This window comes from Nocardioides sp. Z38_18 (genome assembly GCF_058215695.1).
Map to the genome: position 1 here is coordinate 1,383,963 of NZ_JBZAJE010000002.1, position 18,545 is coordinate 1,402,507.

Annotated in this window: 20 protein-coding genes; 9 read left to right on the plus strand and 11 right to left on the minus strand. The window is 69.5% G+C overall.

The window, feature by feature from the left end:
- The first annotated feature begins 4 nt into the window (after positions 1–4).
- Entirely contained in the window at positions 5–331 is a 327-nt protein-coding gene (gene trxA / locus AC4BGC_RS17760; RefSeq protein ID WP_490547090.1) for a thioredoxin, read from the plus strand.
- Positions 332–345: 14 nt separating this feature from the next.
- Complete coding sequence (locus tag AC4BGC_RS17765) at positions 346–1,518, plus strand: N-acetylmuramoyl-L-alanine amidase (RefSeq protein WP_490556965.1); 1,173 nt, start codon at positions 346–348, stop codon at positions 1,516–1,518.
- Positions 1,519–1,541: 23 nt separating this feature from the next.
- On the opposite strand, the gene AC4BGC_RS17770 is transcribed toward AC4BGC_RS17765, so the two are convergent.
- Together AC4BGC_RS17770 and AC4BGC_RS17775 are read right to left on the minus strand one after the other, a co-directional pair.
- On the minus strand, positions 1,542–2,174 hold the full coding sequence (locus AC4BGC_RS17770; RefSeq protein WP_490556966.1) for a GNAT family N-acetyltransferase: 633 nt from the start codon (positions 2,172–2,174) through the stop codon (positions 1,542–1,544).
- 132 nt (positions 2,175–2,306) lie between these two features.
- Entirely contained in the window at positions 2,307–3,524 is a 1,218-nt protein-coding gene (locus AC4BGC_RS17775; RefSeq protein WP_490556967.1) for a pyridoxal phosphate-dependent aminotransferase, read from the minus strand.
- 165 nt (positions 3,525–3,689) lie between these two features.
- Here AC4BGC_RS17775 and AC4BGC_RS17780 point away from each other — a divergent pair, with 165 nt between their 5' ends.
- On the plus strand, positions 3,690–4,490 hold the full coding sequence (locus tag AC4BGC_RS17780; RefSeq protein WP_490556968.1) for a lysophospholipid acyltransferase family protein: 801 nt from the start codon (positions 3,690–3,692) through the stop codon (positions 4,488–4,490).
- Positions 4,491–4,770: 280 nt separating this feature from the next.
- On the opposite strand, the gene AC4BGC_RS17785 is transcribed toward AC4BGC_RS17780, so the two are convergent.
- The 8 genes from AC4BGC_RS17785 to rpmH form a co-directional block, all read right to left on the minus strand.
- Positions 4,771–5,901 (minus strand): ParB/RepB/Spo0J family partition protein, encoded by a 1,131-nt coding sequence (locus AC4BGC_RS17785; RefSeq protein WP_490556969.1) that lies wholly within the window; start codon positions 5,899–5,901, stop codon positions 4,771–4,773.
- Positions 5,898–6,848, minus strand: coding sequence for a ParA family protein (locus tag AC4BGC_RS17790; RefSeq protein ID WP_490557206.1), 951 nt, complete (start codon positions 6,846–6,848; stop codon positions 5,898–5,900). Before AC4BGC_RS17790 ends, AC4BGC_RS17785 begins: the two co-directional genes overlap by 4 nt.
- A gap of 297 nt (positions 6,849–7,145) precedes the next feature.
- Entirely contained in the window at positions 7,146–7,736 is a 591-nt protein-coding gene (gene rsmG / locus AC4BGC_RS17795; protein WP_490556970.1) for a 16S rRNA (guanine(527)-N(7))-methyltransferase RsmG, read from the minus strand.
- Positions 7,737–7,856: 120 nt separating this feature from the next.
- Entirely contained in the window at positions 7,857–8,468 is a 612-nt protein-coding gene (locus AC4BGC_RS17800; RefSeq protein WP_490557207.1) for a Jag family protein, read from the minus strand.
- Between the two features lie 8 nt (positions 8,469–8,476).
- Positions 8,477–9,493, minus strand: coding sequence for a membrane protein insertase YidC (gene yidC, locus AC4BGC_RS17805; RefSeq protein WP_490557209.1), 1,017 nt, complete (start codon positions 9,491–9,493; stop codon positions 8,477–8,479).
- 37 nt (positions 9,494–9,530) lie between these two features.
- Positions 9,531–9,770 (minus strand): membrane protein insertion efficiency factor YidD, encoded by a 240-nt coding sequence (gene yidD / locus AC4BGC_RS17810; RefSeq protein ID WP_490547082.1) that lies wholly within the window; start codon positions 9,768–9,770, stop codon positions 9,531–9,533.
- Positions 9,767–10,171, minus strand: coding sequence for a ribonuclease P protein component (rnpA, locus tag AC4BGC_RS17815; RefSeq protein ID WP_490547081.1), 405 nt, complete (start codon positions 10,169–10,171; stop codon positions 9,767–9,769). Before rnpA ends, yidD begins: the two co-directional genes overlap by 4 nt.
- A gap of 17 nt (positions 10,172–10,188) precedes the next feature.
- A complete protein-coding gene (gene rpmH, locus AC4BGC_RS17820; RefSeq protein ID WP_490547080.1) occupies positions 10,189–10,326 on the minus strand; it encodes a 50S ribosomal protein L34 in 138 nt (45 codons plus the stop codon).
- Positions 10,327–10,929: 603 nt separating this feature from the next.
- Between rpmH and dnaA the strand changes: the two genes are divergently transcribed.
- The 5 genes from dnaA (at position 10,930) to AC4BGC_RS17845 (ending at position 16,967) form a co-directional block, all read left to right on the plus strand.
- Entirely contained in the window at positions 10,930–12,498 is a 1,569-nt protein-coding gene (gene dnaA / locus AC4BGC_RS17825; RefSeq protein ID WP_490556971.1) for a chromosomal replication initiator protein DnaA, read from the plus strand.
- A gap of 488 nt (positions 12,499–12,986) precedes the next feature.
- A complete protein-coding gene (gene dnaN / locus AC4BGC_RS17830) occupies positions 12,987–14,150 on the plus strand; it encodes a DNA polymerase III subunit beta (protein WP_490547077.1) in 1,164 nt (387 codons plus the stop codon).
- Between the two features lie 49 nt (positions 14,151–14,199).
- Positions 14,200–15,168: a phosphogluconate dehydrogenase (NAD(+)-dependent, decarboxylating) gene (gnd, locus tag AC4BGC_RS17835; RefSeq protein WP_490556972.1), complete on the plus strand. Its 969-nt coding sequence runs from the start codon at positions 14,200–14,202 to the stop codon at positions 15,166–15,168.
- 13 nt (positions 15,169–15,181) lie between these two features.
- A complete protein-coding gene (gene recF, locus AC4BGC_RS17840) occupies positions 15,182–16,390 on the plus strand; it encodes a DNA replication/repair protein RecF (RefSeq protein WP_490556973.1) in 1,209 nt (402 codons plus the stop codon).
- Positions 16,383–16,967, plus strand: a complete 585-nt coding sequence (locus AC4BGC_RS17845) for a DciA family protein (RefSeq protein WP_490556974.1) — start codon at positions 16,383–16,385, stop codon at positions 16,965–16,967. The genes recF and AC4BGC_RS17845 overlap by 8 nt, the downstream gene beginning before the upstream one ends.
- Here the strand turns inward: AC4BGC_RS17845 and AC4BGC_RS17850 are convergent.
- The gene (locus AC4BGC_RS17850) at positions 16,958–17,347 is read right to left on the minus strand and encodes a DUF1330 domain-containing protein (protein WP_490556975.1); all 390 of its coding nucleotides are present in this window, start codon (positions 17,345–17,347) and stop codon (positions 16,958–16,960) included. The two genes, AC4BGC_RS17845 and AC4BGC_RS17850, sit on opposite strands and share 10 nt — an antisense overlap.
- A 131-nt stretch (positions 17,348–17,478) precedes the next feature.
- On the opposite strand from AC4BGC_RS17850, the gene AC4BGC_RS17855 reads away from it, so the two are divergent.
- Positions 17,479–18,273 (plus strand): helix-turn-helix domain-containing protein, encoded by a 795-nt coding sequence (locus AC4BGC_RS17855; protein ID WP_490556976.1) that lies wholly within the window; start codon positions 17,479–17,481, stop codon positions 18,271–18,273.
- Positions 18,274–18,545 lie beyond the last annotated feature (272 nt).

The window sequence follows — 18,545 nt, forward strand, 5'->3', positions numbered from 1 at the left end:
TCAGATGTCCAACCTGCAGGCCGTCACCGACGCCAACTTCGAGGCCGAGGTCCTGAAGTCCGACAAGCCCGTGCTGGTGGACTTCTGGGCGGAGTGGTGCGGCCCGTGCCGCCAGGTCGGACCCATCCTCGACGAGCTCGCCGGCGAGCACGGCGACAAGCTCACCTTCGTGAAGATGAACGTCGACGAGAACCCGGTCACCCCCTCGACGTACCGCGTCAACGGCATCCCCACGCTCAACGTCTACAAGGGTGGCGAGGTCGTCAAGCAGATCGTCGGCGCCAAGCCCAAGGCTGCGCTGCTCAAGGACCTCGCCGACTTCATCGGCTGATCCTCGCGGCTGCATTGAACGTCGTCGTCAGGCGCGGGGACTCCGGCCCCGCCGTCGCCCAGATCGTCGGTCTCCTCGAGCGGATCGGCCTTCTGGGCCCTGACGACGCCTCGGGGTCTGACCCCGAGCGGGGATCCGGCTTCGGGTTGGACCGCACCTTTGACGAGCACGTCGAGCTCGCCGTCCGCAGTTTCCAGCAGCAGCGCGGCCTCAGCGTCGACGGCGTCGTCGGTCCGATCACCTTCCGACGCCTCGCAGAGGCCCGCTGGCGGCTCGGCGACCGGATCCTGACCCATCTGCCCGGCGACCTGATCGCCGGCGACGACGTCTACGCCCTGCAGCGCCGGCTGCTCGACCTGGGCTTCCGCGTGGGGCGCGTCGACGGATACTTCGGACCCGACACCGAGGCCGGTGTCCGCGAGTTCCAGCGCAACTTCGGCATCCCCCCGGACGGCACCTGCGGTCCGGCCACGCTCAAGGCGCTCGCCCAGCTCCGGCCGATGGTCGAGGGTGGGGCCCCGAACCGGCTGCGGGCCCAGGAGCGGATCCGGGAGGCCGGCCCCCACCTCGGCGGCCGGATCGTGGTGATCGACGTCGGGCGGGGCTACAACCTGCCGGCGGACCTCGCCGAGCGCTCGGACGCGATCCTGCACGACCTCGCCCAGCGGGTGGAGGGCCGCCTGGTCGCCATCGGCGTGCAGGCCTTCCTGACCACGCCGCGGTGGGCAGCACCCGGCGAGGAGGCCGAGCGCGCCGCCTTCGCCAACCGGGCCGGCGCCGACCTGTTCCTCTCCCTGGCCCTCGACTCCTCCACCAACCCCTCCGCGTGCGGCGTCTCCAGCTACTTCTTCGGCGACACCGACCGGGCGACGTGGTCCTCGGACGGGGAGCGGTTCGCGGGGCTGGTCCAGCGCGAGATCGTCGCGCGCAGCGACCTCGTCGACCTGCGCTGCCACCCCAAGACGTGGGACGTGCTGCGCCGCACCCGGATGCCCGCCGTACGCCTCGACGCCGGCTACCTGACCAACGCCGGGGACGCCGAGCGCCTGGCCGACCCCGCCTTCCGCGACCTGCTCGCCGGGGCGATCGTGGTCGCCGTGCAGCGCTTCCACCTCACCCCCGAGGTCGACACCGCCACCGGGGTGCTCCGGGTCAGCGAGATCCGCGGGAGCTTCCCCACCGCCTGAGCCCGACCGCGCCGCAGGTCGCTTTAGGATCGCGAGGTGGGATCGGGTGTGCGGCCGTGCACCGGCAGCTGCACCGGGGCCAGGAACCGCTCCAGGGTGCGCTCGAGCTCCTCGCGGATCGACAGCGTGGTGCGCAGGTCCATCCGCATCCGCGGGTTGACCGCATGCGCCCGCAGCGTGGAGAACCCCACGGCGAGCAGGAAGTCGGCTGGTACGACGCAGCTGCCGCCGCGCGCGCGGGTCTCCCCGAACGCCTCGACCGCCTTGATCCCCCCGCGCTTCACGAGCTCCTTGGCCATCCCCTGCACGAGCATCCGGCCCAGTCCCCCGCCGCGGTGCAACGGGTCGACGTGGGCCGTGGCCAGCACCACTGCGTCGGTGCTCACCGGCGAGGTGGGGAAGCTCAGCGCCGCGGGCACATGGGCCGGCGGTGCCCAGATGATGTGCCCGACGACCTCGCCGTCGACCACGGCCACCTGTCCGCACGAGCCCCAGTCGCGCAGCAGCTCGGAGACCCAGGCGGCCTTCTCCTCCGCCTCGTGCCCGGCCACCGTGGCCCGGCGTACGGGATCGAGCTCCCAGAACACGCACGAACCGCAGCGTCCCGGGAGCTGCTGGAGGTGATCCAGCGTCAACCGCTCGACCCTGCGCGACATGGACCCATGGTAGGTCCGGGTGCGTGGGCCGGTGGGGTGCCGCGGGCCCACAAATGTTGGATCGTGACGTCGGATCGGCCCGACTCGACGTCGCGATCCCACATTTGTGGAGTTGGGGGGACGCCCTCGCCCTCAGACGCGCTGGGTGGCCAGGAAGTCCGAGATCCGACCGATCGCCTCGGTGAGGGTGTCGAGGTCGGGCAGCGTCACCAGCCGGAAGTGGTCGGGCTCGAACCAGTTGAAGCCGGTTCCGTGCGTGACCAGGATCTTCTTGGCGCGGAGCAGGTCGATCACGAACTGCTCGTCGTCCTTGACCGGGTAGACCTCGGGGTCCAGGCGCGGGAAGCAGTACAGCGCACCACGCGGCTCCACGCAGCTGACGCCGGGGATCTCGTTGAGCAGGCGTGAGGCCGTCTTGCTCTGCTCGTAGAACCGGCCGCCGGGCTGGATGTACTCGGTGATCGACTGGTAGCCGCCCAGTGCGGTCTGGATGGCGTGCTGCGCGGGCACGTTGGGGCACATCCGCATGTTCGCGAGCAGGGTCAGGCCCTCCAGGAAGTCCTCCGCGAGGTGGCGGGGCCCGGAGATCATCACCCAGCCGGCGCGGTAGCCGCAGACCCGGTAGGCCTTGGAGAGCCCGCTGAAGGTCAGGCAGAGCACGTCGTCACCGACGTACGACGCCGTGTGGTGGTGCACCGCGTCGTCGAAGAGGATCTTCTCGTAGATCTCGTCGCTGAAGATCACCAGCTCGTGCCGCCGGGCGATGTCGACCAGGCCCTTGACGGTGTCCTCGCTGTAGACGGCCCCGGTGGGGTTGTTCGGGTTGATGATCACCAGGCCCTTGGTGTTCTCGGTGATCTTCGACTCCACGTCGGCCAGGTCGGGGTCCCAGCCGTTCTCCTCGTCGCAGCGGTAGTGCACCGGCGTGCCCCCGGACAGGTGCACCGCCCCGGTCCACAGCGGGTAGTCCGGTGCCGGCACGAGGATCTCGTTGCCGTCGTCGAGGTAGGCCTGGAGGACCATCGAGATCAGCTCGGAGACCCCGTTGCCGATGAAGACGTCCTCCACGCTGGTCTCGGTGAGCCCGTGGGACTGGTAGTACTGCGCGACCGCGGTCCGCGCCGAGTAGATGCCGCGGGAGTCGGAGTAGCCCTGCGCCTCGGGCAGGTTGTGCACGATGTCGGCCACGATCGCCTCGGGGGCCTCGAAGCCGAACGGAGCCGGGTTGCCGATGTTGAGCTTGAGGATCTTGTGACCCTCGGCCTCGAGCCGCTGGGCCTCGACGAGGATGGGTCCGCGGACGTCGTACCGGACATGCTGGAGCTTGCGGCTCTGGACAATCGGGCGCATGCGGACAGTCTCGCAGAGCCGTCACCGGTCCGTGTGACCACTGGCCGGGGTGGCTGCCTTGTCCTTGAACGGGTCCGGGCAGGTGGGGGACCCGGCCTGCGTGGCACCATCGGGCGCACGACCCCGCCATCGACGGCACCGCCCGACCATCTCCAGAGGACCCACATGCGCGACATCACCTACCCGCCGATCATCGCGACCTGCAAGGTCCTGTTCCGCGTCCTGGGTCTCAGGTTCCAGATGAGCGGCACCGAGCACGTCCCGCGCACCGGTGGGGCGCTGCTGGCGTTCAACCACGTCTCCTACATCGACTTCATCCTCGGCGGGCTCGCCGCGGTGCCCTCCAACCGCCTGGTGCGGTTCATGGCCAAGCGTGAGGTCTTCGACCACTCCATCGGGGGCCCGGTGATGCGCTCGATGCACCACATCTCCGTGGACCGCGGTGACGGGGCCGCGTCGATGGACGAGGCGCTGCGCTACCTCGAGGCCGGTGAGGTGGTGGGGATCTTCCCCGAGGCGACCATCTCGCGCTCCTTCGAGGTCAAGGAGCTCAAGTCCGGCGCCACCCGGATCGCCGCGCAGGCCGGGGTGCCGCTGATCCCGGTGGCCCTGTGGGGCACCCAGCGCCTGATGACCAAGGACCACCCGCGCGACTTCTCCCGGGGCAAGACCATCGGTATCCGCGTGGGGGAGCCGATGTACCCCACCGGCCAGGACCCGGTGAAGGAGACCCTCGAGCTGCACAGCCGGCTCTCCGACCTCGTGGCCGAGGCCGTGGACGCCTACCCCGCGGACGAACAGCCCCCCGGCTCCTGGTGGCTTCCGGCCGCGCGGGGCGGGTCCGCCCCCACCCCGGAGCGCGCCGCCGAGCTCGACGCCGAGGAGAAGGCCGCCCGCGCCCGCCGTCGCGCCGAGCGCGCGCAGCAGGGCCCGGTCGACCAGGACAACGACCCGGCTGTCGGCTGATCAGCCCGAGTTGGCTCGGGCGCACTGCTGCCCGCACTCCCGCCCGCAATTGCTGGGAAAAGTCATCTCGCGCGGCCCGACGACTGTCATTCGCCAGCAAATGCGGAGGTTGTGTCGTCAGTACGGCGCTTCAGCGACACCACGCTAGAAAGACAAAGCACCAAACCGTTGAACCGATAAACAGCTTTATCGACTTATCGCCCTAGCGGCGTCTGGCCGACAGTCTGATCCCAGCAATTGCTCGATCCGTGTACGCCAATGTCGACAAAGCGATGAACCGCTAGATCGGTCTATCGTTACGGTTCCGGGGGTCGATCACGCTGACAATGCGCTCCAGGTCGGTCAGCGAGGCGAACTCGATGGAGATCCGACCCTTGTTGCGCCCCAGGGCGAGCTTGACCCGGGTGTCGAGGCGGTCGCTGAGCCGGTCGCCCAGCTCGGCGAGGCCAGGAGCACTCGGCCGGGGAGCGCGGACGCGGGGGCCCTCGTCCTCGGCGCCGACCTCGCCCACCGCGACGAGCTCCTCGAGGCTACGAACCGAGATGCCCTCGGAGACGACCCGGCCCGCGAGCCGGTCCTGGGAGGCCGGGTCGCTGACCGCGAGCAGTGCCCGGGCGTGCCCGGCGCTGAGCACGCCGGCGGCCACGCGTCGCTGGACCGCAGGTGAGAGGTTGAGCAGGCGCAGGGTGTTGCTGATCTGGGGCCGGCTGCGCCCGATCCGGGAGGCGAGCTCGTCGTGGGTGCACCCGAAGTCGTCGAGCAGCTGCCGGTAGGCGGCGGCCTCCTCCAGCGGGTTCAGCTCGGAGCGGTGCAGGTTCTCCAGGAGCGCGTCGCGCAGCATGTCGTCGTCGCCGGTCTGGCGCACGATGGCCGGGATCGTGTCCAGGCCGGCCTCCTGCGTCGCCCGCCAGCGCCGCTCGCCCATGATCAGCTCGTAAGCGGCGTCCCCGGAGCCGCTGGGAGCACCAGTACGGCGTACCACCACCGGCTGGAGCAGCCCGACCTCCTTGATCGAGTGCACCAGCTCGGCCATCGCGGCCTCGTCGAAGTCCCGACGCGGCTGACGGGCGTTGGGCGTGATCGCGACTACGGGCAGCTCGGCGAAGTAGGCCCCGGCGACCTCGGCCGGGGAAGTGACAGCGTCGGCCGGGGACTGCGCCACGGCACCTGAGACCGAATTCGAGCCCGGATCGGCGTTCGGTGGCGTGGGGACGGGAGCCGAGCCCTCGTTCGACGTGGGCGAGGAGGGCTGCGGCGCGGTGGGAGTGCCGACGTGGCCGCCAGGCTGCTCCGTGCGTACGCCGGAACGCGCCAGCTCGTCGCGGGCACCGGGCTGCACCGGCGGCCCGGTCGGGATCAGGGACCCCAGCCCACGACCAAGTCCTCGGCGTGGCACAGGCTTGTTGCTCATCGGTCTCCTCTGGAATCCGTGGTGGCGGGGTCCGGCTGTGGCTGCTCGGTGCTCGCGCTGACCGTGACCGGGACGCCCCGGTTGATCACGCCCCGGTGGGCGAGCTCGCGAGCAGCCTCGCGGTAGCTCAGCGCCCCGGGTGAGGCGGGGTCGTAGGTCATCACGCTCTGCGCGTAGCTCGGAGCCTCCGAGACCCGCACCGAGCGGGGGATCGCGGTCTTCAGGACCTGTCCTCCGAAGTGCTCGCGCACCTCCGCGGCCACACTGGCCGCCAGGTTGGTCCGCGAGTCGTACATCGTGATCAGGATGGTGCTCACCCACAGGTCCTGGTTGAGGTGCGTACGCACCATCTCCACGGTCTCCAGGAGCTGGCCGAGCCCCTCGAGGGCGTAGTACTCCGCCTGGATCGGGATCAGCATCTCTGCTCCGGCCACCAGCGCGTTCAGCGTGAGCAGTCCCAGCGAGGGCGGGCAGTCGATCAGCACGTAGTCGAACCGGTCGGCCCCGCCGCCGTTGACCAGGGGGTGCGCCGCGATCGCCTTGCGGAGGCGCGTCTCGCGGGCGACCACGCTGACCAGCTCGATCTCCGCGCCAGCCAGATCGATCGTGGCCGGCACCACGAACAGGTTCGCGATGTCTGGGTGCGGCTGGACGACGTCCGCGAGCGCGACACCGTCCACGAGGACGTCGTAGGAGGACAGTACGCCGCGGTGGTGCGCGACATCGAGGGCCGTGGAGGCGTTCCCCTGCGGATCCAGGTCGATCACCAGGACCCGGAGACCCTGCTGCGCCAGTCCGGCCGCGAGGTTGACCGCGGTGGTGGTCTTGCCGACACCACCCTTCTGGTTCGCGACCACCATCACCCGGGTGTGGTCCGGACGCGGGAGGGGATCACTGGCTCGCCGACCCTGGCGCACCAGGATCTGCTGCTCCACCGCGCTCGCCATCGGCGTGGAGGCGTCGAAGGTCGTCCGGCCACCCGGGGATTCCGCGAGATCACCAGCGGTACGCACCCCCGATGCCCGAATTGACCCAACTGCCGAGTCAGCCTGGTTCACTGCGTCATCCCCTAGCTCTGTTTCACGTGAAACAGGGGTCACCTGTGGATAACCCCCTTCTGTCTGTGGATTCGCACGCTCACGCATGGGCAACCCACCGGTGGATAACTTCACTGGGTGCGCCAGTCCATAACCGCAAAACAACCGCGGGGCACGCGACGAAGGCAGTGTGTGCGAGCTGACGCATCACTTTTCACCTGATTTCACGATCCGCACCACTGTGACCGGGGGATCGACCCACTCCGCACCCACAGTGATGATCTCCGGGTCGACTCCGCCGGCACGGCGGACCTCGGCTGAGGCACCGGCGAGCTCGTCGGCAGCCGTGGCCCCCTTCATCGCCAGGAAGCGTCCGCCGGGTCGCACCAGCGGGAGGGACCACTGGGACAGCCGGTCCAGGGGGGCTACGGCTCGAGAGGTGACCACGTCGAACCTCCCATCCCGATCAGCTGCGCTGTGCAAGTCCTGGGCGCGTCCCCGATGGACGTGCACATTGGACAGTCCCATTGTGGACACAGCGAAGTCCAGAAACGTGGTCCGACGCAGCAAAGGCTCCACCAAAGTGACCTGGAGGTCTGGGCGGCGGATCGCCAGCACGATCCCGGGCAGGCCGGCACCGCTCCCGATGTCGGCCACGGAGCTGTCCGGCGGCATCAGGTCGGTGATCACGGCGCAGTTCAGCAGATGCCGCTCCCACAGCCGGGGGACCTCACGGGGGCCGATCAGCCCGCGCACCGTCGCTTCGGTGGCGAGCAGGTCCGCGAACTGCTCCGCCAAGGGAAGGGTGCGCGAAAACACCCCCTGCGCACTCGAGGGCGCAGGGGGTGCAGCCGCAGGCTGGTCATCCATGGGTTTCACGTGAAACGTGGCCGTGGAACACCGGTCACCCGACCGGTGTCACGAGGGCAGCACGACGACGTAGCGACGCGGCTCGGCCCCCTCCGACTCAGACTTCAAGCCGGCAGCAGCAACGACGTCGTGCACGACCTTGCGCTCGAACGGGGACATCGGCTCCAGCGTCGCGCGCTCGCCGGACTCCTTCACCTGAGCGATGATCTCGCCGGCCTGCTTCTCCAGGTCGGTACGGCGGGCCGCACGGTGGCCGCTGATGTCGAGCATCAACCGGGACCGTTCACCGGTCTCGCGGTAGACGGCAAGGCGAGTCAGCTCCTGCAGCGCCTCGAGCACCTCGCCCTGGTCACCCACGAGCTGGGGCAGGTTGGCGCCGACGATGGACACGGTGGCGCGGTCGCCCTCCACGTCCATGTCCAGGTCGCCGTCGAGGTCGGTGATCTCGAGCAGCTCCTCGAGGTAGTCGGCGGCGATGTCGCCCTCCTGCTCGAGGCGCTCACGCCGGCCCGGCCGGGTGGGCTCGTTGCTGTCGTCGCTGTCGCCCTCGGTGTGCACGTCCTCGGTCACCGCAGCAGCAGCCGACTCCTCGGGGGCCGACTCGGGGGTGTTCTCGGCGTCGGCCTCGGCCTGGGATCCGGCCTCGATGGTCTCGTTCACGGGTTCACTCACTTGTCTTCTCCCTGATCGCTCGGGGGATCGGTCTGCTGTGCAGTGGTGGGTTCTACAGGCTTGGGGGTGTTGCCAGTGGGGCCGCCGGGGCGTCCCTGCTTCTTGCGCTGCTCACGGGTCAGCTTCTTCGGCTGCTGGCGCTGGGCCGGCTTCGGGGCCTCGGGCTCGGCCTCGATCGTGGTTCCCGCCGCGGCCTCGGTGGCCGGCAGGCCCTTGCGCTTGCGCTTCTCCTCGTCGCGGAGCTGCTTGGCCTTGAACGCCTCGGTGTTCGGAGCGGGGTTGTTGCGGATCACGTAGAACTGCTGGCCCATGGTCCACAGGTTCGAGGTGGTCCAGTAGAAGAGGACACCGATCGGGAAGGCGATGCCGCCGACGGCGAAGACCACGGGGAGCACGTAGAGCAGCATCTTCTGCTGCTGGGCGTAGGGACCGGTGAGGGCGTCGGCTGGCATGTTCTTGCTCATCAGCTGGCGCTGGGTCAGGAACGTGGTCGCGGTCATCGCGAGCACCAGGACCGCGGCGAGCACGCGTACGCCGGTGGAGTCGGTGCTCATGAACGTGTCGGAGATCTTCGCGCCGAGGAAGACGGCGTCACCGAACTGCTCGTTGAGCGAGACGGTCATCAGGCCGCGGACGGTGTCGGGGTCCTTCGCGGCCTGGTCGATCAGGCGGAACAGTGCCAGGAAGATCGGCATCTGGATGATCAGCGGAAGGCACGAGGAGAGCGGGTTGGTCTTGGTCTCCCGGTAGAGGTTCATCGTCTCCTGGGCGAGACGCTCCCGGTCGTGGCCGTACTTCTTCTGCAGCTCCTTGACCTTGGGCTGCAGCAGCTGCATGTTGCGGCTGGACTTGATCTGCTTGACGAACAGCGGGATCAGCAGGGCGCGGATCACGATGGTGAGCCCGATGATCGACAGCACCCAGGCAATGCCCGAGGCCTCACCGAACAGGGACCCCCACACCTGGTGCCAGCCCAGCAGCACCGCGCTGATCACGAAGTACAGCGGCGTCATGATGAAGCCGCCGAGATCCTTGAAGAAGGACAACAAGTCAGACTCCTCGAGTCAGCTTTTGATGATGTGGAGGAACTGGGTCATATCCACCCAGCGCCCAGGGATGACACCGCGCGACCCGGCGTACGGCGAGCCAGCTGCCCTTGATGCTGCCGTGCTGGGTGATGGCCTCGAGCGCGTACGCCGAACACGTCGGGTGATAGCGGCACACCTGCCCGTACAGCGGGCTGATGGCGAACCGATATACGCGAAGAAGCCAGATCAGCAGGAACTTCACCGGACCCCCTCCACATGCGCCGAAGAATCTGCTGTCACGCCCACCTTGGCGAGACACCGGTCCAGCTCACGCTCGAGCTCGTCGTAGGACGCGTCCGCTGCCGCCGGGAGGGCACGGACCACGAGCATCCCACGCCGGGGAAGCGCGCCGATGCGCTCCCGCGCCAAGTGACGCAACCGGCGCTTGACCAGGTTGCGCACCACGGCGGGTCCCACGGCCTTGGAGACCACGAAACCCACCCGCGGGCTGTTGGTCACGCCCGCATGGGCAGGTTCTCGGGCAGGCTCGACCGCGGGCGCGCGGAGGTGGACCACCATCAGTGGGCCACCACAGCGCCGGCCGCGGCGCACGACCTCGCGAAAGTGGAGCGGCGAGGTCAGGCGATTGCTGGGAGAAAGCACACCCGGCTGCTCACGCCTCAGACAGCGAGGCGGTCGCGGCCCTTCCGGCGACGGGCGGCGAGCACGGCGCGGCCGGCGCGCGTACGCATCCGGAGGCGGAACCCATGGGTCTTGTGCCGACGACGGTTGTTCGGCTGGAACGTGCGCTTGCTCAACTTACTCACTCCACTCAGGGGGGGTTGCTGACAGTCCGGTCACCGGTATTGCGCGTGCGAGATCGATCGCCAGTTGCAGGTCAACTGGCACCGCTCACCCATGCGAGATCGGAACTGTCATGGACATGCGGCACCGGTCGACGCCGGTTCAGACCTGCCAACGGTACGTGCCGCGCGGCAGGGGGGTCAATTCGGCCGCTGTGTGACGGTGAACCTCCGCGAGCCGGACATGCCACACCCTTGGGGTGCCCGGGTTTACTTCCACACGCAGCACCCTGGGGATAACTGGGCCAATGCCTGTGGACAACGGTTGATCCACAGCCGTCACGGTTGTTAGCGTCAGCCTTCCAGCAGGCCCCAGCACACCAGTCGGCCCGGTCCCGAAACAGGCGGCCGGACGACCCAGGGTGACGGCGTGTGGCGGGCGTTCTCCCGCTGCGACAGCGCCGGAGCACGCAGCAGGACACCGTCGGGAACACCAACGCAGGAATCTCAGAACAGGACATCCTGCGTTATCGCACAACCTGTGGACAAAGGTGTGGAGTCAGTGATTTCACCGGCGCTGCACCGCGGCACAGCCATAGAAGGGGAGCGCTACGGGGCGTGGATGGAACACACAACACCAGCAACAACCAGGCGAGTGACCTCGAGGCGCTCTGGCCCGGGATCGTGGACAGCCTTCCGCCGAACCAGCGGGTGTGGCTGACCTCCAGCAAGCCGCTGATGCTCGCCGAGAGCACCGCCGTGGTGGCCGTCCCCAACGAGTTCACCCGCAACCAGCTCGAAGGGCGACTGCGCACCCGGATCGAGGACACGCTCACCGACCGCCTCGGCAAGCCGATCCGGCTCGCGGTCAGCGTGGACCCCGCCCTGGAGCCCGACGAGTCGCAGGCATCCCCGGTGGCACCCCCCGAGCCGACGCACTTCGGCGACCATCTCGGCGACCAGGGCGCCGGACGTGCCGGCACCTTCTCCACGCCCGGGTCCTCCCCGCCCAACCAGGGGGCCTCGCTCGCGGCGTCCCCGAGCCTGCCCGTGTTCCACCCCCAGGACCTCCGTCCCATCCGTCCGACCACACATCGACAAAGTGATTTGTCGACACGGGCCAGCGCATCGCTGACCACGGGCATCCCGGACAGCCCGCTGAACCCGCGGTACTCCTTCGAGACCTTCGTGATCGGGTCCTCCAACCGGTTCGCCCACGCCGCCGCGGTCGCGGTCGCCGAAGCGCCCGGCAAGGCGTACAACCCGCTCCTGGTCTACGGCGACTCCGGGCTGGGCAAGACCCACCTGCTGCACGCGATCGGCCACTACGTCCGCAACCTGTGGACCGGCGCCAAGATCCGCTACGTCTCGTCCGAGGCGTTCACCAACGACGTGATCAACGCCATCAAGGACGCCAACACCGCGGCGCTGCAGCGCCGCTACCGCGATGTCGACGTGCTCCTGGTCGACGACATCCAGTTCCTCGAGGGCAAGCAGCAGACCCAGGAGGAGTTCTTCCACACGTTCAACACCCTGCACAACGCCAACAAGCAGATCGTGATCAGCTCCGACCGTCCGCCCAAGCGGCTCACCCAGCTCGAGGACCGGCTGCGCAACCGGTTCGAGTGGGGCCTGCTCACCGACGTACAGCCGCCCGACCTCGAGACGCGGATCGCGATCCTGCGCAAGAAGGCGGCCGCCGACCGGCTCTCGGCCCCGGCGGACGTGCTGGAGTTCATCGCCTCGCGGATCCAGACCAACATCCGCGAGCTCGAAGGCGCCCTGATCCGGGTCACCGCGTTCGCGAGCATCAACCAGCAGGAGGTCGACATGACCCTTGCCGAGATCGTGCTCAAGGACCTGATCCCCGAAGGTGGCGAGCCCGAGGTCACCGCCGGGCTGATCATCGCCCAGACCGCGTCGTACTTCGGGTTCTCGATCGAGGACCTGTGCGGTCCCAGCCGCACGCGCGCTCTGGTGACGGCTCGCCAGATCGCGATGTACCTGTGCCGGGAGCTCACCGAGCTCTCGCTGCCGAAGATCGGCCAGCAGTTCGGCGGCCGCGACCACACCACGGTGATGAACGCCGACCGCCGGATCCGCAAGGACCTCGCCGAGCGTCGCAACGTCTTCCACCAGGTCACCGAGCTCACCACCCGCGTCAAGCAGCAGGCCAAGCAGAGTTGAGCCTCCCGACCCGGGTCGCCCGGCCCTGTTCCGAGGCGATCCGGGTGAGCGTGAACTACAACGTTGCAAGATGTGGTTCCAGCGGGCAATTTCGGTGGACTGGTCCGGTACGACGTGTGGACAGCCGGTGCTCGCAACCCACAGGGACTCTCCCGAACCACAGGAACTTGTGGTTTCGACGGGCGCCGTCCACAGGCCGGGTCGCACAACTTGTACGCGCTGACCTGCACGAACCCGGGTTGTCCACAGAATCCACCGCACCTACTACTACTGCTGAATTCCCAATTGATTCCTCGCCGCGCAACAACCGGGGACACGTGAGCCTGTGGAGGAAGCGGGCCGTGGCAGGATGCTCCTCCCGGCACTTAGCGAGGCTCCAGCGCACCCGAGTGGTGCGCAGCAACGTGCCGAACACAGTTTTCGCGTAGTTTTCTGCGTAGTCGCTGGGGACCCCCACAGCTGATGCACCTGATCGAGAGGAACCATCCGTGAAGTTCCGCGTAGAACGCGACGTTCTCGCTGACGCCGTCGCCTGGACGGCACGCGCGCTCCCGATCCGCCCGAGTGCCCCCGTGCTCGCCGGCCTGCTGATCGAGGCCGGGACCTTCGAGGGTGCTGACGGCCTCCAGCTGTCCACGTTCGACTACGAGACCTCCGCGCGGGCGACGCTGAACGCCGACGTCACCGACGAGGGCCGCGCCCTGGTCTCCGGGCGCCTGCTCGCCGACATCTGCCGCAGCCTGCCCAACAAGCCGGTCGAGATGAGCATCGAGGGCTCGAAGGTGACCCTGACCTGCGGTTCTGCCCGGTTCAGCCTGCAGACGATGCCGGTGGAGGACTACCCGACGCTGCCGCAGATGCCCGAGGCCCGGGGCACGGTGAGCAGCTCGGTGTTCGCCAACGCCGTCTCCCAGGCGGTCACCGCGGCCGGCCGCGACGACATGCTGCCGGTGCTGACCGGTGTCCGGATCGAGCTCGACGGAGACTCGATCGCGATGCTGGCCACCGACCGGTTCCGGCTCTCCCAGCGTGAGCTGACCTGGTCCCCGTCGGCCCCCGACATCGACTCCGCCGCGCTGGTGCCGGCGAAGGTCCTGGCCGACACCGCCAAGGCCCTGGTCGGAGGCAGCGAGATCTCGATCGCGCTCTCCAACGGTTCGGGCGGCGGCGCCGGCGAGGGGATCATCGGTTTCGAGGGCTCGGCCGGCGGCGGCATCCGTCGTACGACGACCCGGCTGCTCGACGGCGACTTCCCCAAGGTCCGCTCGCTGTTCCCCAGCGAGCACCTGACCGTCGCCCGGGTCGACAAGGCCAGCCTGATCGACTCGGTCAAGCGCGTCTCGCTCGTCGCCGAGCGCAACACCGCCGTCCAGCTCGCCTTCTCCGACGGCGTGCTGACCCTGGACGCGGGCTCGGGCGAGGAGGCGATGGCCAGCGAGTCGCTGGAGGCGCACGTGACCGGTGAGGACATCACGACCGGGTTCAACCCGGCGTACCTCCTCGACGGCCTCACCGCCATCGAGTCGCCGTTCGTGGAGCTGGCGTTCACGCAGGCCTCCAAGCCGGTCGTACTCTCGGGGGTGGGATCCCTCGAGGGCGAGGCCGAGACCGACTTCCGTTACCTGCTGATGCCGCGCCGCCTGCTGTCCTGACCCACATTCCAAGCTGCTCGTTGGACAGCGCAGTCCGACCCCTTGCACGATGAGACCTCCCGTTTCGGAAAGGTTCACGCACATGGACATCGGACTCGTCGGACTGGGGAAGATGGGCGCGAACATGCGCACCCGGATGCGTAAGGCCGGCCTCACCGTGGTCGGTTTCGACCGGAACCCCGAGGTCAGCGACGTGTCCAGCCTCGAGGAGATGGTCGAGCAGCTGCCCAGCCCCAAGGTCGTGTGGGTGATGGTTCCCTCCGGTGACCCCACCCGGGACACGATCGCGGCGCTCGGCGAGCTGCTCTCGGAGGGCGACCTGGTCGTCGACGGCGGCAACTCCCGGTGGACCGACGACGAGGTGAACGCCGCAGCGCTCGGCGAGAAGGGTGTCGGCTTCGTCGACTGCGGCGTCTCCGGCGGCGTGTGGGGCCTGGAGAACGGCTACGCGCTGATGTGCGGCGGGTCCGAGGAGGACGTCGCCAAGGTCCAACCGGCCTTCGACGCGCTGCGCCCCGAGGGCGAGGCGGGGTTCGTCCACGCCGGCACCAAGCCGGGCGCGGGGCACTTCGCCAAGATGGTCCACAACGGCATCGAGTACGCCATGATGCAGGCCTACGCCGAGGGCTGGGAGCTGCTCCAGGCCGTCGACGTGGTCGACAACGTCACCGACGTCTTCGACTCCTGGCGCGAGGGCACCGTGATCCGGTCCTGGCTACTCGACCTGCTGGTCGCCGCGGTCAAGGACGACGCCCACCTCGACAAGGTCCGCGGGTACGCCGAGGACTCCGGCGAGGGCCGGTGGACGGTCGAGGCCGCGATCGACAACGCCGTACCCATGCACGTGATCGCCGCCTCGCTGTTCGCCCGGTTCAGCTCGCGCCAGGACGACAGCCCCGCGATGAAGGCGGTGGCGGCGATGCGCAACCAGTTCGGCGGTCACGCCGTGCAGGCCGGCGGTCCGCCGACCACCAAGGACGTCGACTCCCCGGCCGACAAGCCCACCCGCGACAAGTAGTCGAGAGTTTCGTTTGTACGTCGCCCACCTCTCCCTGCACGACTTCCGCTCCTACCCGGTCCTCGAGGTCGAGCTGGAGCCCGGCGTCACCTCGTTCGTCGGCCGCAACGGCCAGGGCAAGACCAACATCGTCGAGGCGATCGACTACCTGTCCCGGCTGAGCTCCCACCGGGTGGCCTCGGACCTGCCGCTGGTCCGCCGCGGAGCGGCCAACGCCGTGGTGCGCGCTGCCGTCGTACGCGACGACCGACGGGCCGTGCTGGAGGTCGAGATCAACCCCGGCAAGTCCAACCGGGCCCGGGTGAACCGCGCCCAGCTGCCCCGGGCGCGCGAGCTGCTCGGGCTGGTGCGCAGCGTCGTCTTCGCCCCCGACGACCTGGCGCTGGTCAAGGGCGACCCCACCGAGCGGCGCCGGTTCGTCGACGACCTGCTGGTGCTGCACCAGGGCGCGAGGTACGCCGGCACCCGGGCCGACTACGACCGGGTGCTCAAGCAGCGCAACACCCTGCTGAAGACCGCCCGCCTGCGCGGCCCCGGCTCGGAGTCGGCGCTGACCACCCTCGAGGTGTGGGACGCCAACCTCGCCCGCCTGGGCGCGGAGATCATGGCCTCGCGCGGGCGGGTGATCGAGGAGCTGAACCCCCTGCTCGGCAAGGCCTACGAGGCGGTGGCCCGCGGGGCCACCCGCGACGACGCCGTGCTCAGCTACAAGCCCAGCTTCGACCCCGTGGTGGTCGAGCCGCCAACGGTGGTCGAGCCTGTCGAAACCATCGATGCCACCCATGGGGTCGAGCCTGTCGAAACCGCCCCCCAGCACACCGTGGCCAGCCTGGAGCAGGCGATGCTCGCCGAGATCGCCCGGCGCCGCCGCGACGAGCTCGAGCGCGGGGTGTCCCTGGTGGGGCCGCACCGTGACGACCTGCTCTGCTCCCTGGGCGAGTTCCCGGTCAAGGGGTACGCGAGCCACGGGGAGTCGTGGTCGTTCGCGCTGGCGATGCGGCTGGCCTCCTACGAGCTGCTGCGCAGCACCGGCGACGACCCGGTGCTGATCCTCGACGACGTCTTCGCCGAGCTGGACAGCGGTCGCCGGGCCCAGCTGGCCGAGCTGGTCTCCAGCGCGGAGCAGGTGCTGGTCACCGCGGCGGTCCCCGACGACATCCCCGAGGGACTGCGCGGCCGGCGCTTCGACGTGGCCGCCGGCCAGGTGACCCCCGTTGGCTGACGAGGACGAAAGCTCGGCCCCCCAAGAGCCGCAGGATCCCGCTGCCGGGCCGGTCGAGGAGCCGCACGACGACGCCGGCCTGGACCTGGCCCGCCAGATCGCCCGTGGGCTGGCCGGGAAGACCCCGAAGAAGTCGTCGCGCCCCGCGCCGGCACGCACCGACGCCGCCCGGCGGTGGCGCACCGAGCGCGAGGGGCGCTCCAGCGGCTCGCACCCCGACGACCGCGATCCCCAGACGATGGACTCGACCCTGGGGCGCTTCGTCAGCGAGCAGGGCTGGGAGACCGAGCTGCGGGTGCACGGCGTCTTCTCCCGCTGGGAGGCGATCGTGGGCCGCGAGGTCGCCCAGCACGTGAAGCCCGAGTCGTACGCCGACGGGCGGCTCGTCGTACGCACCGACTCCACGGCGTGGGCGACCCAGATGAAGCTGCTCGCCCCCGACGTCGTACGCCGGCTCAACGAGGTGCTCGGGCAGGAGACGGTGCAGGTGATCGACATCGAGGGACCCCGCGGACCGTCGTGGAAGAAGGGCCGGCTCCGGGTCAAGGGCCGCGGCCCGCGCGACACCTACGGCTGAGCCTGGCTCCCGGCAGCGGAGAGCATGTCCACCGCGCGGTAGCCGGCGGGCACCCCCTCGACGATCGCGGCGACCGACTCCGAGTTCCTGGTGCGCAGCGGCAGGATCTCCTGGTAGCCGGGCGACTCGTACCAACCGGTCGCCGAGGCCACGTCGGGGAAGACGATCACCACGAGACGCCCGTCGAGGCTCCCCTCGACGGCGATCAGCTCGCCGCCGTGCACCAGGAACCGGCCGCCGAACGGCGCCAGCGTCTCGTCGATGCGTTGCAGGTAGTCCACGATCTCCTCGGCGAAGTTCACCTCGCGCAGGTAGGCGATCGCGTAGGCGGGCCTGGTCGTGTCGGGGCTGCTCGTGGGGCTCTGGTCCTGGGTGGTCACGGGAGGCTCCTCGTCGTCGTGCGACCGCCGGAGTGCGGTCGACCTGGTGTCCACGTTGCGCTCACCCGCGCTCGGCGTCGACTACCTCGTAGGTAGTCGTGACGCTTCCCGGCGCATGGGAACGTGGTGACATGACCTCTCGCACGGTCCAGGCCTCGCCGTCGACCGGTGTCCTGCTGCGTGACTGGAGGCGCCGGCGCAACCGCTCCCAGCTCGACCTCGCCCACCGGGCCGGGGTCTCACCGCGGCACGTGAGCTTCATCGAGACCGGACGCTCCCGCCCCACCAGCGAGATGATCCTGCGGTTGTGCGAGGAGCTGCAGGTGCCGCTGCGCGAGCAGAACCGGCTGCTGCTGGCCAGCGGGTACGCCCCCGCGCACGCCGAGCTGAGCCTCGCCGACCCGCCCCTCGCGCAGGTCTCGGCCGCGATCGACTCGATCCTGACCGCCCACCTGCCGTGGCCGGCCCTGGTCATCGACGGCGCCTGGGACCTGGTCGCGGCGAACGACGCGGTCTACCGGCTGGTGGACGGGGTCGCTGCGCACCTGCTCGAGCCGCCCGTGAACGTCGTACGACTCACCCTGGAGCCCGACGGCCTGGCCCCGCGCATCGCGAACCTGCCCCAGTGGCGCGACGCGCTGCTCTCCCGGCTCCGCCGCGAGCACGACACCTCCGGCGACGAGCGCCTTGCGGACCTGGTCCGTGCGTACGACGCCCAGCCGCCGGCCGCCGCCGCTCCCTCGTGGCCCGAGCCACCCCCGCTGCTCGTCCCGCTGACCTTCCAGGACGGCGATCGGCGGCTCTCCTTCCTCTCCGCCACGACGGTGTTCGGCACCACCCGGGAGGTGACCGTCTCGGAGCTCGCGATCGAAGCGTTCTACCCCGCCGACGCCGCCACCCGGTCGACGCTCGACGGCCGCGGCTGAGTGCGGTCCCCATCCCGCAATTGCTGGCAAATGACATCGACATCGGGGATCGGGATGTCATTTCCCAGCAATTGCGCGACCGGGGACAGGCGCGCCAGCGACCCGGCCGCGCACGCGCGAAATGCAGCGCTGAACGGCCGCCGGGCCGTATGGGGAGTCGAATGACCCCCTCGCGCGGCGCTCTGGACCCGATTGCGGGCCTCTGAGGGGCAATTTTCGGGCCGGATCCCCACATTCCCGGGACGGGAGAGGTGATTGTGGGCCGTGGGCGG

What these genes read in the sequence shown, in the direction of transcription:
- trxA (WP_490547090.1), top strand. Translation starts at nt 5, where the DNA reads ATGTCCAACCTGCAGGCCGTCACCGACGCCAACTTCGAGGCCGAGGTC.
- AC4BGC_RS17770 (WP_490556966.1), bottom strand. Translation starts at nt 2,174, where the DNA reads ATGTCGCGCAGGGTCGAGCGGTTGACGCTGGATCACCTCCAGCAGCTC.
- AC4BGC_RS17775 (WP_490556967.1), bottom strand. Translation starts at nt 3,524, where the DNA reads ATGCGCCCGATTGTCCAGAGCCGCAAGCTCCAGCATGTCCGGTACGAC.
- AC4BGC_RS17780 (WP_490556968.1), top strand. Translation starts at nt 3,690, where the DNA reads ATGCGCGACATCACCTACCCGCCGATCATCGCGACCTGCAAGGTCCTG.
- AC4BGC_RS17785 (WP_490556969.1), bottom strand. Translation starts at nt 5,901, where the DNA reads ATGAGCAACAAGCCTGTGCCACGCCGAGGACTTGGTCGTGGGCTGGGG.
- AC4BGC_RS17790 (WP_490557206.1), bottom strand. Translation starts at nt 6,848, where the DNA reads ATGGCGAGCGCGGTGGAGCAGCAGATCCTGGTGCGCCAGGGTCGGCGA.
- yidC (WP_490557209.1), bottom strand. Translation starts at nt 9,493, where the DNA reads ATGACGCCGCTGTACTTCGTGATCAGCGCGGTGCTGCTGGGCTGGCAC.
- gnd (WP_490556972.1), top strand. Translation starts at nt 14,200, where the DNA reads ATGAGACCTCCCGTTTCGGAAAGGTTCACGCACATGGACATCGGACTC.
- AC4BGC_RS17855 (WP_490556976.1), top strand. Translation starts at nt 17,479, where the DNA reads ATGACCTCTCGCACGGTCCAGGCCTCGCCGTCGACCGGTGTCCTGCTG.